We start from the raw sequence: 13,888 nt of genomic DNA on the forward strand, positions 1-13,888 counted from the left end.
ATGAGTGTAGAAGCGCGCATTACAGAGTTGGAAAGCCGTTTGGCGTTCCAGGATGACACTATTCAGGCCCTCAATGATGAATTGGTGGCGCAACAGCGTGTACTTGAGCGCGTGCAGTTGCAATTGGAGGCCTTGGCCAAGCGCCAGGAGGAAATCGGTGGGCAGCTCGATACAGCCGATGACGAGGCGCTACCACCGCATTATTGATAGGTGCGCCAACAAAAAAAGCCCGCATTTCGCGGGCTTTTTTGTTGGGTGTCGGCTCAGCGGCGGGCGGGCAGGGCGGCGATGACGTCTTCCGCCTGCAGGCCTTTGTCGCGCTGCATCACGGAGAACTCGACGCGCTGACCTTCGACCAGTACCCGATGGCCTTCGCCACGAATGGCGCGAAAGTGCACGAAGATATCGTCGCCCGAGTCGCGGGAGATAAAGCCGAAGCCCTTGGAGGTGTTGAACCACTTCACCGTGCCGGTTTCGCGGTCTGCGCTGCTGGCTGTCGAGCTGTGGGTGCGTGCTTGCAGGCGCAGGTTGGTGCCCAGGTGCAGGAGTACGGCGGCCAGGATGCTGAGCAGGCCGAACAGGGCGGCGGGCAGGTTGGCGATCATTGGAAGTGGGGCAAGCAGGATCAGCGCTTGCAGCAAGGTACCCAGTATCAGCGCGGCGGAAACCAGGTTTTGCAGCTGATGGCGCAGGCCGGCGTGCCAGATGGGCAGCTGTGGTGCCAGGAGCAGGTTGAGCAGGCCGAACAGGGCGAGGCAGAGGGCGTCAGGATGCTGCAGAAATGGCTGGGCAGTGCTATCGAAGCTGGGCGTCAAAGACAGCAGCAACGCAGCCGTGCCCGTCAGAAGGTGAACAATTTTCAACATGTTTGAGGAGCTCGCTTTAATAAAAGAATCGCAAGGAAGAGCTGGCCCTGCATGCTTGGCCGTGAACGAGGGGCTTTGAAGATGCGTGCGGGTTCAGCCTATGCGCCGACCCGTAGGCTCGGGGCAGCAGCACCGGGCGTATTTAACAGCAAAGAGGTGGGCTACTCAATCAGGCGCTAAGTTCGGCTTTGGTGGGGCCCGGCTGGGCCTGGTTGCGGCCGTTGCGCTTGGCTTGATAGAGCGCGTCGTCGGCACGGGTCAGCAGGCTTTCGACTGTGTCACCGGCTTCGGCAAGGGCGAAGCCGAACGAGGCGGTGATGCTGTCGAGGACCTGGTCGGTTCGCCTAACCTTGATTCGCAGGGACTGGATCTTCAGGCGCAGTTGTTCGGCGAAGGCGCCGGCGCTTTCCAGGTCGAAACATTCGCGCAGGATGATGCAAAACTCTTCGCCGCCATAACGGGCGGCCATGGCGCGGGGGGGCAGGGTGTCGCGCAGCAGTTGGCCGATCGTCTGCAGTACGCGGTCGCCCAGCGGGTGACCGTACTGGTCGTTGAACTGCTTGAAGTGGTCGATGTCCAGCATCACCAGGGCGACGCCCCCGTGGTCGCCGCTCAGTGTCTGTTCGAGCAGGCGAGTAAAGGCGTGGCGGTTGAATACGTGGGTCAGGCTGTCCAGGGTGGCGGCCAGGTGGGCGCGCTCGAGCTGGCTGCGTAGGTGCTGGATCTCGTCCTGGGCGGCGCGCAGGCGGTAGAGGAATTTCTCGTGCTGGTCCTGCATCTGCTGGGTGCTGTGTTGCAGGTCGGTCAGTACGTGGGGCAGTTCATCGATCAGCGGCTCGTGGAGCGCCGCCAGGCCCTGTTCCAGGCTGAGTTGGTAGTTGCGGCTGCCGGCCACGCTGCGCGAGATATCGCCTTCTATGTCGTCAACCAGTTCTATGACCTGCTGCTGGCCGGCCCGCGCTTCTTCCAGTTCGCCGCGAATGATGAAGTCGCGAAAGAGCTTGGCTGCGGTTTCAGGGGGGAAGCTGTCGAAGTCGTTGACGATCTTGTCCAGGCGGCGATTGAGTTCCGGCTCGTCGCCCTTGCTGTAGGTGTACCAAAGGGCGTAATGCAGCGGGCTGGGCGGGATGTCGTGGCGCATCATCAGCGGCACCGCCTGCTTGAGGAGTTTGGCTGATTCGCGGGTTCCCTCGGGGTAGAGCTCTAGGATGGTAGGCGCTTTGCTTGGCTGGCTCATGCACGTCACTGTGACAGGCTGCGAATGGCCCAAGCATAGAACAACGCCGTGCCCTGCGCCTAGCAAAAGGCCCGCCTGCGAGGGTGGGCCCCTTGCCGGCGACCGGCCTGGCTCAGGCGTCCAGCAGGCTGCGCAGCATCCAGGCGGTCTTCTCGTGCACCTGCATGCGCTGGGTCAGGAGGTCGGCGGTAGGTTCATCGCTGACCTTGTCGAGCAGCGGGAAGATGCCGCGGGCGGTGCGGATCACGGCCTCCTGTCCCTGAACCAGTTGCTTGATCATGTCCGGCGCGCTCGGAACACCTTCTTCTTCCTTGATCGAGGACAGGCGCGCATAGGCTGCATAGGTGCCCGGAGCCGGGAAGCCCAGTGCGCGGATGCGCTCGGCAATCTGGTCGACGGCCAGCGCCAGTTCGCCGTACTGCCCCTCGAACATCAGGTGCAGGGTGTTGAACATCGGGCCGGTGACGTTCCAGTGGAAGTTGTGGGTTTTCAGGTACAGGGTGTAGGTGTCGGCAAGCAGTCGCGACAGGCCCTCGGCAATCGCGGCGCGATCTTGCTCGGCTATTCCAATGTTGATCTCCATACCCTCTCTCCTTTCACTTGGCTGGGGGCGGGCTCGCCCTGAAAAGAACGGCAGCCTAGCATGGGGTTGGCGGCACTCGCCCGTAGTCTCTATTAATGAAGGCGATAGAGTGACAGCGCTCGATACGGGGATCAGCGATGACCCAGTTCGGGCTCCTGGTGCAGGGTGCGATTGAAAGCGTCGACCCAGTGGGCGCTGAACTGGCTGCCGGCCAGTCCGTTGATCTCCAAGATGGCGCGCAGCAGCGGTCGTTTGCTCAGGGTCTGGTGGGCTCGCTCATGGGTGCGGGCATCGAAGGTGTCGACGATATTGAGGATCAGTGCGCCGGGGCGAGTCTCATTCTCCGTGAGCCCCTTGGGGTAACCGCTGCCGTCGGCGTGCTCGTGGTGCTGCTGGACTATCTGTGCTGCCATGCTCCAGGCAGGCATGCGCCTGAGCATGTCGTAGGCGACGTCGGGATGTGCTTGCATATGGGAGCGTTCTTCGTCGCTGAGGCGGGACTTCTTATGCAGGATCGACAGTGGCAGAAAGGCCATGCCCAGGTCATGCAGGCAAACGGCTGCGGCTAGCTGAGCCGGGTCTTCGGGAGTGTCGCCGAGGCGATTGATGCTCAGGGCCAGGTCCAGTTGGCGCATGCCGCGACCTTGCCAGTAGTGCGAGCGGTGTTCGCTGGCCTGCATCAGTTCGAGGAAGAACATCAGGTCCGCATCGAGCGCCAGTCCGTGGCGCTTTGCCAGCTCTGCGGCGGGCAGGTCGCCCGGTTCGGCGGGGGCGAGCAGGCTGGTGCTGGGGTCTAGTTGTTCGAGCAGCGCGCGGCGCACGCCCGTCTGGCGCTCGGTTGGCGCGACTGCCAGTGCGCGCAGGGTCAGGCTGAGGGCGTCGACTTGCTCGCTGCTCAGGCGTGCCGGCCGGCCGCTGTAGGCTTGCTCGAGCAGTTCTTTAAGGTGGTCCAGGCTGAGCAGTAGGATATCGCCTAGCAAACTGTCGAACTCGAGCTGTGTCTGGCGCAGTCGGTCCAGCACGTCCTCCAGCGCCTGCGGCAGGGGGATCAGGGCACTGAGGCCGACGATGCCGAGATTGCCCTTGAGGGTGTGGACCTGGCGAAACAGGTCGCGCAGTCGCTCCGCGTCATCTGGCGCATGCTCCAGTTCGATCAGCAATTGCTCGCAGCGCTGGAATTGCTCGGTGGCTTCCTGGCGGAAGTCGTCCAGTTGGTCGCTGCTCATTTCGGCGATGCGTGGTGTTGCCATGATCGATCTCCCCCGGAATCCGCTTTGAGTATAGAAAGGCTTGGCAGATGCGCGCGGGCTGGCGGCTGCATGTCACCGCCTAACCATATATAATCTCGCGCTTTGCCGCAGCATTCCGGTCGAAGGCTGTCTGGCGCGCGGGTGGTGCTGACACATTCGGGCGCCGGGACTTCCGAGCGTGCTGCGTTCACCTGCAGGTTGGGCTTACCGGTCGTCGGCAAGCCACCGGAATGATCAAGCGCGCCGCAGGACCTGCGGCTCAACGAATTCAAGACTCAAGAGAAGCGACTACCACCATGATGCGCAGCCACTATTGCGGCCAACTGAACGAGAGCCTGGACGGACAGGAAGTTACCCTTTGCGGCTGGGTGCACCGCCGTCGCGACCACGGCGGGGTGATATTCCTCGATATTCGCGACCGTGAAGGCCTGGCCCAGGTGGTATTCGATCCGGATCGAGCGGACACCTTCGCCACTGCCGACAAGGTGCGCAGCGAGTACGTGGTCAAGCTCACCGGCAAGGTGCGCCTGCGTCCGGCCGGTGCGGTGAACCCGAACATGGCTTCCGGCGCCATCGAGGTGCTGGGCTATGAGCTGGAAGTATTGAACGAGGCGGAGACCCCGCCATTCCCGCTCAACGAGTACACCGACGTCGGCGAGGAGACGCGCCTGCGCTACCGCTTCATCGATCTGCGTCGTCCGGAAATGGCGGCCAAGCTGAAGCTGCGCTCGAACATCACCACCAGCATTCGTCGCTACCTCGACGACAACGGCTTCCTCGACGTGGAGACGCCGATCCTCACCCGCGCTACCCCGGAAGGCGCGCGCGACTACCTGGTGCCGAGCCGCACCCACGCCGGCAGTTTCTTCGCCCTGCCGCAGTCGCCGCAGCTGTTCAAGCAGCTGCTGATGGTGGCCGGCTTCGATCGCTACTACCAGATCGCCAAGTGCTTCCGCGACGAGGACCTGCGCGCCGACCGCCAGCCGGAGTTCACCCAGATCGACATCGAGACCAGCTTCCTCGATGAGCACGACATTATGGGCATCACCGAGAAGATGATCCGCCAGCTGTTCAAGGAAGTGCTGGACGTGGAGTTCGGCGAGTTCCCGCACATGAGCTTCGCCGAGGCCATGCGCCGCTACGGCTCGGACAAACCGGACCTGCGCATCCCGCTGGAGCTGGTGGATGTGGCCGACCAGCTGCAGCAGGTCGAGTTCAAGGTGTTCAGCGGCCCGGCCAACGACCCGGCCTGTCGCGTCGCCGCGCTGCGCGTGCCGGGCGGGGCGAGCATGCCGCGCAAGCAGATCGACGACTACACCAAGTTCGTCGGTATCTATGGCGCCAAGGGCCTGGCCTACATCAAGGTCAACGAGCGCGCCAAGGGCGTCGAGGGGCTGCAGTCGCCGATCGTCAAGAATATCCCGGCGGAAAATCTCGAAGTCATCCTCGATCGCGTCGGCGCGGTCGATGGCGATATCGTGTTCTTCGGCGCGGACAAGGCCAAGGTCGTCAGCGAGGCCCTGGGCGCGCTGCGCATCAAGCTGGGTCACGACCTGAACCTGCTTACCTGCGAGTGGGCGCCGCTGTGGGTGGTCGATTTCCCGATGTTCGAGGAGAACGACGATGGCAGCCTGACCTCGCTGCACCACCCCTTCACCTCGCCGAGCTGCACGGCCGAGGAGCTGGAAGCCAATCCGGCCGTCGCCCTGTCGCGCGCCTACGACATGGTGCTCAACGGCACCGAGCTGGGCGGTGGTTCCATCCGTATCCACGACAAGGGCATGCAGCAGGCGGTGTTCCGCGTGCTCGGCATCAGTGAAGACGAGCAGCAGGAGAAGTTCGGTTTCCTCCTCGATGCGCTGAAGTTCGGTGCGCCGCCGCACGGTGGCCTGGCCTTCGGCCTGGATCGCCTGGTGATGCTGATGACCGGCGCCCAGTCTATCCGCGAAGTGATCGCCTTCCCGAAGACCCAGAGCGCGGCCTGCGTGATGACCCAGGCGCCGGGCGAAGTGGACAACAAGGCGCTGCGCGAGCTGCACATCCGCCTGCGCGAGCAACCCAAGGCGGAATAAGCCGTGCCGACAGGAGCCTGGTTATGCCAGGCTCCTTGGTTTTGGGGCGTTCAATCCGATTCGAAGCAAGATGGAGTGAAATATGGCTGGTCATTCCAAATGGGCCAACATCAAGCACCGCAAGGGGCGTCAGGACGCCAAGCGCGGCAAGATTTTCACCAAGATCATTCGCGAGCTGACCGTGGCGGCCAAGCACGGCGGCCCGGTGCCGGCGGATAATCCGCGCCTGCGCCTGGCGGTGGACAAAGCGCTGACCGCCAACATGTCGCGCGACGTGATCGACCGCGCCATCGCCCGCGGAGCGGGCAATAACGAGGCCGACAACGTCGTCGAGCTGAGCTACGAGGGTTACGCGCCGAGCGGCGTGGCCATCATCGTCGAGGCCATGACCGACAATCGCAATCGCACCGCCGCCGAAGTGCGCCATGCCTTCAGCAAGTGCGGCGGCAACCTGGGCACCGATGGCTCGGTGGCCTACATGTTCGAGCGCAAGGGGCATATCAGCTACGCCCCGGGTGTGGACGAGGATGCGTTGATGGAGGCGGCGCTGGAAGCCGGCGCCGACGATGTGGTGGTCGGCGAGGATGGCTCCGCCGAGGTCTACACCCCCTTCACCGATTTCCACACGGTCAACGAGGCCTTGGCCGACGCCGGGTTCAAGGGCGAGGAGTCGGAGATCGCCTGGATTCCCTCGATCGCCGCGCCGATTGAGGATCTGGAAACAGCGCAGAAGGTCGTCAAGCTGATCGACATGCTGGAGGATCTCGATGACGTGCAGAACGTCTACCACAACGCCGAGATCCCCGACGAGATCATGGAACAGCTCGGCTAAGCCGCGCCGGGGCGAACGGCCGGAGGTTTTCGGGTAAAGCGCGCCCGGGGGCTTCCGGCTTTTTTATGGGCGATTGCCGGGTGACGGGGTGCGGCGCTGTCCCTATACTCGCAAGCTGGATAAATAGACAGTATGGTTACCGGCAATGGCCGGCGGCACGGGTGGAAGGCAGGTCATGACGCTGATCATCGGCATCGATCCCGGCTCCCGCATCACCGGCTACGGCGTGGTGCGGGACACCGGGCGCAATTGCGAATATGTCGCCTCCGGTTGCATCCGCACCGGCAGTGGGTCGTTGCCCGAGCGCCTGCAGATCGTGTTTCGCGGCGTGCGCGAGGTCATCGAGCGCTACGGCCCGGTGACTATGGGCATCGAGCAGGTGTTCATGGCGCGCAATGCCGACTCCGCGCTGAAGCTCGGCCAGGCGCGCGGCGCGGCGATCCTCGCGGGCGTCGAGGCGGGCCTGGAGGTGGCCGAGTACACCGCCACTCAGGTCAAGCAGGCGATCGCCGGCAGCGGCGGGGCGGACAAGGAACAGGTGCAGATGATGGTGATGCATTTGCTCAAGCTGGTGCAGAAGCCGCAGATCGACGCGTCGGATGCACTGGCCATCGCCCTGTGTCACGCCCATCACCGGCAGAGCCTGATCCCTCATGGCCTGTCCGGCGCGAAGCGGCGCAGCGGCCGCCTTCGTTTGTAACGTTATTCAAGGAAAACTTCGGTGATCGGACGTTTGCGCGGCACCCTGGCGGAGAAGCAGCCGCCCCATGTGATTGTGGATGTGAATGGCCTGGGCTACGAGCTGGAGGTGCCCATGACCACCCTCTACCGCCTGCCTGCGGTGGGCGAGTCGTTGACCCTGCACGCCCATCTGGTGGTGCGCGAGGATGCCCACTTGCTCTACGGCTTCTACGAGAAGCGTGAGCGCGAGCTCTTTCGCGAGCTGATCCGTCTCAATGGCGTCGGCCCGAAGCTGGCCTTGGCCTTGATGTCTGGCCTGGAGGTCGATGAGCTGGTGCGCTGCGTGCAGGCCCAGGACACCTCGGCCCTGGTCCGGGTGCCGGGGGTAGGCAAGAAGACCGCCGAACGCCTGCTGGTCGAGTTGAAGGGGCGTTTCAAGGCTTGGGAGGCCGTGCCCGGAATGGCCACCCTGGTGGTGGAACCACAAGGCATCGCAGCAGTCTCAAGCGCGGAGAACGATGCGGTCAGCGCGTTGATTTCCCTGGGCTACAAACCCCAGGAAGCCAGTCGCGCGGTATCAGCCGTCAAGGAAGACGGGCTGAGCAGTGAAGACCTGATCCGTCGCGCCCTCAAGGGCATGATCTAACGTGCGACCTGGCTCACGCCGAGCGATGGAATTCGTCGGCGCCTGGGTACCGCCTCTTGATTTGCCGAATCACGGCGTCCAGTGTGGCCGCTTCATGGCCCGCACGGCATTTGCAGTGACGCCCCAACCTATTCCGATACAGAGCCGCTGATGATAGAAGCCGACCGTCTGATCACCGCCAGCCCCCGCGAACGCGAGGAGCAGGTGGATCGTGCTATTCGCCCGTTGAAGCTGGCCGAGTACATCGGCCAGCCGAGTGTGCGCGAACAGATGGAGCTGTTCATTCAGGCGGCCAAGGGCCGCGCCGAAGCGCTCGACCATACGCTGATCTTCGGCCCGCCCGGCCTGGGCAAGACCACCCTGGCCAATATCATCGCCCAGGAGATGGGCGTGTCGATCAAGAGCACCTCCGGTCCCGTGCTTGAGCGTCCCGGTGATCTGGCGGCGTTGCTGACCAACCTCGAACCGGGCGATGTGCTGTTCGTCGATGAAATCCATCGCCTGTCGCCGATAGTCGAAGAAGTGCTGTATCCGGCGATGGAGGACTTTCAGCTCGACATCATGATCGGCGAGGGGCCGGCGGCGCGTTCGATCAAGCTGGATCTGCCGCCCTTCACTTTGGTCGGCGCCACCACCCGCGCCGGCATGCTGACCAATCCGCTGCGCGACCGCTTCGGCATCGTCCAGCGTCTGGAGTTCTACAGCGTCGAGGACCTGGCGACCATCGTCGATCGTTCGGCCGGTATCCTCGGCCTGCCGATTGAGGCCCTGGGCGCCTTCGAAATCGCCCGGCGCGCACGCGGTACGCCGCGTATCGCCAACCGCCTGCTGCGTCGCGTGCGCGATTTCGCCGAGGTGCGCGGCAAAGGCGAGATCACCCGGCAGATCGCCGACCTGGCGCTCAATCTGCTGGATGTCGATGAGCGAGGCTTCGACCACCAGGATCGCCGGTTGCTGCTGACCATGATCGAGAAGTTCGATGGCGGCCCGGTCGGCGTCGACAGCCTGGCGGCGGCCATCAGCGAAGAGCGCCATACCATCGAGGATGTGCTGGAGCCCTACCTGATTCAGCAGGGCTACATCATGCGCACGCCGCGCGGGCGCGTGGTGACCCGGCATGCCTATCTGCATTTCGGCCTGAATATCCCCAAACGCATGGGCGAAGCGCCGGTGGCGGACTTATTCGATGGCGGTGATGCGTGAAAAAATACTTGCTGCACCCGATTGGCAAGAGCAGGAGCTGAGACTAGAGTATGCGCGCGCAAAACGGAGTTCAGCCGTTCGCTCATCGTTGTCGTGTTTACTACGAGGACACCGATGCCGGCGGCATCGTCTACTACGTCAATTACCTCAAGTTTATGGAACGGGCCCGCACCGAGCGGCTGCGCGACCTGGGCTTCGCCCAGTCGACGCTGGCTGGTGAGGGCCTGTTGTTCGTCGTGCATTCGACCGAGGCGCGCTATCACGCGCCGGCTCGCTTGGACGACGAGTTGCTGGTGAGCGCCGATGTTATCGATTTGAACCGCGCCAGCCTGCGCTTTCGTCAACAAGTCAGGCGGGTGGTGGATGATGTGCTGCTCTGTGAGGGGCAGTTTTTGGTGGCCTGTGTGCGCGCCGACAATTTGAAACCCCGGGCCATTCCCGAAACGCTGCGAGCGGCCTTTGCCGAGACGGGCGGCACCGGTCCATCTAAAGCAGGAGAGTAAGCGTGGAAGCCAACGCCGTTGACCATATGTCGATGTGGAGCCTGATCAGCAACGCCAGCCTGGTGGTGCAGCTGGTGATGCTGACCCTGGTGGCCGCCTCGGTCACCTCGTGGGTCATGATTTTTCAGCGCAGCACCCTGCTGCGCGCGGCCAAGCGCGCCCTGGACATGTTCGAGGAGCGCTTCTGGTCGGGCATCGACCTGTCCAAGCTGTATCGTCAGGCCGGTAGCAACCCCGATCCGGACTCGGGTCTGGAGCAGATCTTTCGCGCTGGCTTCAAGGAGTTCTCGCGCTTGCGTCAGCAATCGGGCGTCGATCCGGATGCGGTGATGGATGGCGTGTCGCGGGCCATGCGCGTGGCCATCTCGCGGGAAGAGGAAAAGCTCGAGCAGAGCCTGCCGTTCCTTGCCACCGTCGGTTCCACCAGCCCCTATATCGGCCTGTTCGGTACCGTGTGGGGCATCATGAACTCCTTCCGTGGCCTGGCCCAGGTGCAGCAGGCCACCCTCGCCACCGTGGCGCCGGGTATCGCCGAAGCGCTGATCGCCACGGCCATCGGTCTGTTTGCCGCGATTCCGGCGGTGATCGCCTACAACCGCTTCTCCGCCCGCGGCGAGATGCTGATCGGTCGCTACTACACCTTCGCCGACGAGTTCCAGGCGATCCTGCACCGTAAAGTGCATACCACCGACGACTAAGCCTCAGGCGTTCAGGATAGGTTTCAGGCCATGGCCAGAATTCGCAACAGACGCAAGCCCGTCGCCGAGATGAACGTGGTGCCCTACATCGACGTGATGTTGGTACTGCTGGTGATTTTCATGGTGACCGCGCCGATGCTCAATCAGGGGGTCAAGGTCGACCTGCCGAAAGTCAGCAGCGAGGTGTTGCCGCAGGATAACGACGCCCAGGTGCTGACCATTTCGATCAAGGCCGACAAGTCCTACTACTGGAATATGGGCACCGAAGTCGATGTCGACACCGCTCAGGACCAGGCGCTGACCCTCGAGGAGATGGTCCGGGCGGTCACCGCCATCCTCAACCAGAGCCGCAGCCAGGGCAAGCAGGTGCAGGTCTTCGTGCGCGGCGACAAGGCCGTCGATTACGGTTCCGTGATGGCGGCCATGAGTGGCTTGCAGCAGGCCGACGTGGGTAACGTCGGGCTGATCACCGAGGCGCCCTGATGCAGCAGCGCGAGCGCTCTCCTTCGGAAAGCCTGTTCTGGCCGGTGGTCTGGGCCGTGAGTCTGCACGTCCTGATGTTCGCCATGCTGTTCGTCAGCTTTGCCTTCGCCCCGGACCTGCCGCCGGCCCGGCCGATCGTCCAGGCCACCCTGTATCAGTTGAAGTCCCAGAGTCAGGCGACCACCCAGACCAATCAGAAGATTGCCGGTGAGGCGAAGAAAACCGCGGCGCCGCAGTACGAGACCGAGCAGCTGGAGCTGAAGAAGGCCGAACAGCAGAAGCAGGCGGCGGCCAAGGCTGCGGAACAAAAGAAGGCCGAAGAGGCTCGAAAGGCCGAAGCGCTGAAGAAGGCCGAAGCCGCTAAGCAGGCCGAGGCAGCCAAGGCGGCCGAGCAGAAGAAGCTGGCCGATATCGCCAAGAAGAAGGCGGCAGAGGAAGAGGCGAAGAAGAAGGCGGCCGAGGACGCCAAGAAGAAGGCCGCCGAAGAGGCTAAAAAGAAAGCCGCCGAAGAGGCAAAGAAAAAGGCAGCAGCGGAGGTCGCGAAGAAGAAGGCCGCCGACGATGCCAAGAAGAAGGCAGCCGAGCAGGCGCGCAAGGCCGTCGAGGACAAGAAGGCGGCGGCATTGGCCGAACTGCTTTCGGATAATGTGGAGCGCCAGCAGGCGTTGGCCGAGACCCATGGCGACCAGGTCGCCGGTAGTCTCGATGACTTGATCGTCAGGCTGGTGAGCGAGCAGTGGCGTAGGCCGCCTTCGGCGCGTAACGGCATGAGTGTGGAAATTCTCATCGAGATGCTGCCCGATGGCACTATCACCAACGCCAGCGTGACCCGCGGCAGTGGTGATGCGCCCTTCGACAGTTCCGCCGTACAAGCAGTGCGCAACGTAGGGCGTATCGTCGAGATGCAACAACTTGATCGCGCCACGTTCGACCGGCTTTACCGGCAGCGTCGCGTCATCTTCAAACCGGAGGATTTAGGTCTGTGAACACCTTGATGCGTATCGTCCTGTTGGGGCTGACTTTGTTGGTCGGCAGCGTACAGGCCGCTGATCCACTGGTGATTACCAGTGGTACCGATCGCGCCACGCCGATCGCCGTGGTGCCCTTCGGCTGGCAGGGCGGCACCGTGCTGCCGGAGGACATTGCCGAGATCGTCGGCAACGACCTGCGCAACTCCGGGGTGTTCGAGCCGATTCCACGGCAGAACATGATCAGCCTGCCGACCCAGGCCAGCGAGGTCATCTACCGCGACTGGAAGGCCCTCGGCGCCCAGTACGTCCTGGTCGGCAGCATGGTGCCAGCCGGCGGTCGCCTGCAGGTGCAGTTCGCCCTGTTCAACGTGGCCACCGAGCAGCAGGTATTGACCGGCAGCGTTGGCGGTGGCGTCGACCAGCTGCGCGACATGGCCCACCATATCGCCGACCTGGCGTTCGAGAAACTCACCGGGGTAAAGGGCGCGTTCTCCACCCGCATGCTCTATGTCACCGCCGAGCGTTTCGCGGTGAACAACACCCGCTACACCCTGCAGCGTTCGGACTACGACGGCGCCCGCGCGGTGACCCTGCTGCAATCGCGCGAGCCGATTCTGTCGCCGTCCTTCGCGCCGGACGGCCGTCGCATCGCCTACGTGTCGTTCGAGCAGAAGCGCCCGCGTATCTTCGTGCAGCACATCGATACCGGTCGTCGCGAGCAGATCACCAATTTCGAGGGCTTGAACGGCGCGCCGTCCTGGTCGCCGGATGGCAGCCGCCTGGCTTTCGTGCTGTCGCGTGATGGCAATCCGGAGATCTACGTGATGGACATGGGCTCGCGCCAGCTGCGCCGCGTGACCAATCACTACGCCATCGATACCGAGCCGTTCTGGGGCAAGGATGGGCAGACCATCTACTTCACCTCCGATCGCGCCGGCAAACCACAGATTTACAAGACCAACATCAGCAGCGGTGCGGTGGATCGAGTGACCTTCGTCGGTAACTACAACGCCAATCCGAAGCTTTCCGCTGATGAAAAGACCCTGGTGATGATCCATCGCCAGGATGGTTTTACCGTGTTCAAGGTAGCTGCCATGGATCTGGCGCGCGGTGGGGCGCCGCGCATCCTTTCTGATACGAGTTTGGATGAATCTCCCACTGTTGCACCTAATGGCACCATGCTAATCTACGCCACCCGCCAGCAGGGTCGGGGAGTCTTGATGTTAGCGTCCATCAACGGACGTGTGAGGCTCCCTCTTCCTACCGCTCAAGGCGAAGTTCGAGAGCCTTCCTGGTCCCCCTACCTGAACTGATGCGGCGTTTTACCTTTAAACTTTTGCTTAACACATTTGGGGTTACATGATGGAAATGCTGAAATTCGGCAAATTTGCTGCTCTGAGCCTGGCTTTGGCCGTGGCTGTAGGTTGCTCCTCGAAGGGCGGTGACGCTGCTGGTGAAGGCGCGATTGATCCGAACGCCGGTTACGGCGCAAACACCGGTGCCGTTGATGGCAGCCTGAGCGAAGAAGCTGCTCTGCGCGCTATCACCACCTTCTACTTCGAGTACGACAGCTCCGACCTGAAGCCGGAAGCCATGCGCGCTCTGGACGTTCACGCCAAGGACCTGAAAGGCAACGGCGCTCGCGTCGTTCTGGAAGGCCACGCTGACGAGCGCGGTACCCGCGAGTACAACATCGCCCTGGGCGAGCGTCGTGCCAAGGCCGTTCAGCGCTACCTGGTGCTGCAGGGCGTTTCCCCGGCTCAGCTGGAACTGGTTTCCTACGGCGAAGAGCGTGCGATTGCCACTGGCAACGACGAGCAGTCCTGGGCTCAGAACCGCCGCGTCGAACTGCGCAAGTAATTT

Annotated in this window: 16 protein-coding genes and 1 pseudogene; 12 read left to right on the top strand and 5 right to left on the bottom strand. The window is 63.1% G+C overall.

Features of this window, described 5'->3' with window-relative positions:
• Positions 1 to 207, top strand: a complete 207-nt coding sequence (locus ACSX1D_RS05940) for a SlyX family protein (protein ID WP_439861393.1) — start codon at positions 1 to 3, stop codon at positions 205 to 207.
• A 56-nt stretch (positions 208 to 263) separates the two neighbouring features.
• Here ACSX1D_RS05940 and ACSX1D_RS05945 read toward each other — a convergent pair whose 3' ends face one another.
• The 5 genes and pseudogenes from ACSX1D_RS05945 to ACSX1D_RS05965 form a co-directional block, all read right to left on the bottom strand.
• Positions 264 to 521: a cold-shock protein gene (locus ACSX1D_RS05945; RefSeq protein WP_439862272.1), complete on the bottom strand. Its 258-nt coding sequence runs from the start codon at positions 519 to 521 to the stop codon at positions 264 to 266.
• A 72-nt stretch (positions 522 to 593) separates the two neighbouring features.
• Positions 594 to 866: pseudogene (locus ACSX1D_RS05950) on the bottom strand (cold shock domain-containing protein membrane protein); the annotation flags it as partial.
• 169 nt (positions 867 to 1,035) lie between these two features.
• Entirely contained in the window at positions 1,036 to 2,103 is a 1,068-nt protein-coding gene (locus ACSX1D_RS05955) for a diguanylate cyclase domain-containing protein (RefSeq protein WP_439861394.1), read from the bottom strand.
• A 112-nt stretch (positions 2,104 to 2,215) separates the two neighbouring features.
• Positions 2,216 to 2,686 carry a Dps family protein gene (locus ACSX1D_RS05960; RefSeq protein ID WP_439861395.1) on the bottom strand — a complete coding sequence of 157 codons (471 nt, stop codon included), beginning with the start codon at positions 2,684 to 2,686 and terminating at the stop codon, positions 2,216 to 2,218.
• Positions 2,687 to 2,817: 131 nt separating this feature from the next.
• Positions 2,818 to 3,936 carry an HD domain-containing phosphohydrolase gene (locus ACSX1D_RS05965; RefSeq protein ID WP_439861396.1) on the bottom strand — a complete coding sequence of 373 codons (1,119 nt, stop codon included), beginning with the start codon at positions 3,934 to 3,936 and terminating at the stop codon, positions 2,818 to 2,820.
• A gap of 296 nt (positions 3,937 to 4,232) precedes the next feature.
• Between ACSX1D_RS05965 and aspS the strand changes: the two genes are divergently transcribed.
• The 11 genes from aspS to pal all read left to right on the top strand — a co-directional run bounded on the left by aspS (position 4,233) and on the right by pal (position 13,885).
• Positions 4,233 to 6,008, top strand: a complete 1,776-nt coding sequence (gene aspS, locus ACSX1D_RS05970; protein ID WP_439861397.1) for an aspartate--tRNA ligase — start codon at positions 4,233 to 4,235, stop codon at positions 6,006 to 6,008.
• Between the two features lie 82 nt (positions 6,009 to 6,090).
• Positions 6,091 to 6,840, top strand: coding sequence for a YebC/PmpR family DNA-binding transcriptional regulator (locus tag ACSX1D_RS05975; RefSeq protein ID WP_439861398.1), 750 nt, complete (start codon positions 6,091 to 6,093; stop codon positions 6,838 to 6,840).
• A 175-nt stretch (positions 6,841 to 7,015) separates the two neighbouring features.
• On the top strand, positions 7,016 to 7,540 hold the full coding sequence (gene ruvC, locus ACSX1D_RS05980; RefSeq protein ID WP_439861399.1) for a crossover junction endodeoxyribonuclease RuvC: 525 nt from the start codon (positions 7,016 to 7,018) through the stop codon (positions 7,538 to 7,540).
• A gap of 21 nt (positions 7,541 to 7,561) precedes the next feature.
• A complete protein-coding gene (gene ruvA / locus ACSX1D_RS05985; RefSeq protein ID WP_439861400.1) occupies positions 7,562 to 8,167 on the top strand; it encodes a Holliday junction branch migration protein RuvA in 606 nt (201 codons plus the stop codon).
• Between the two features lie 150 nt (positions 8,168 to 8,317).
• Positions 8,318 to 9,370: a Holliday junction branch migration DNA helicase RuvB gene (gene ruvB, locus ACSX1D_RS05990; protein ID WP_439861401.1), complete on the top strand. Its 1,053-nt coding sequence runs from the start codon at positions 8,318 to 8,320 to the stop codon at positions 9,368 to 9,370.
• 50 nt (positions 9,371 to 9,420) lie between these two features.
• Positions 9,421 to 9,873: a tol-pal system-associated acyl-CoA thioesterase gene (gene ybgC / locus ACSX1D_RS05995; RefSeq protein WP_439861402.1), complete on the top strand. Its 453-nt coding sequence runs from the start codon at positions 9,421 to 9,423 to the stop codon at positions 9,871 to 9,873.
• A 2-nt stretch (positions 9,874 to 9,875) separates the two neighbouring features.
• On the top strand, positions 9,876 to 10,571 hold the full coding sequence (gene tolQ / locus ACSX1D_RS06000) for a protein TolQ (RefSeq protein ID WP_439861403.1): 696 nt from the start codon (positions 9,876 to 9,878) through the stop codon (positions 10,569 to 10,571).
• 30 nt (positions 10,572 to 10,601) lie between these two features.
• Entirely contained in the window at positions 10,602 to 11,054 is a 453-nt protein-coding gene (gene tolR, locus ACSX1D_RS06005) for a protein TolR (protein WP_439861404.1), read from the top strand.
• Positions 11,051 to 12,040: a cell envelope integrity protein TolA gene (gene tolA / locus ACSX1D_RS06010; RefSeq protein ID WP_439862273.1), complete on the top strand. Its 990-nt coding sequence runs from the start codon at positions 11,051 to 11,053 to the stop codon at positions 12,038 to 12,040. Before tolR ends, tolA begins: the two co-directional genes overlap by 4 nt.
• Complete coding sequence (gene tolB, locus ACSX1D_RS06015; protein WP_208708929.1) at positions 12,037 to 13,338, top strand: Tol-Pal system beta propeller repeat protein TolB; 1,302 nt, start codon at positions 12,037 to 12,039, stop codon at positions 13,336 to 13,338. Before tolA ends, tolB begins: the two co-directional genes overlap by 4 nt.
• A 49-nt stretch (positions 13,339 to 13,387) precedes the next feature.
• Entirely contained in the window at positions 13,388 to 13,885 is a 498-nt protein-coding gene (gene pal / locus ACSX1D_RS06020) for a peptidoglycan-associated lipoprotein Pal (protein WP_208710192.1), read from the top strand.
• The last annotated feature ends 3 nt before the right edge of the window (positions 13,886 to 13,888 follow it).

Source organism: Pseudomonas sp. MBLB4136 (assembly GCF_051904765.1).
Classification (GTDB): Bacteria; Pseudomonadota; Gammaproteobacteria; order Pseudomonadales; family Pseudomonadaceae; genus Aquipseudomonas.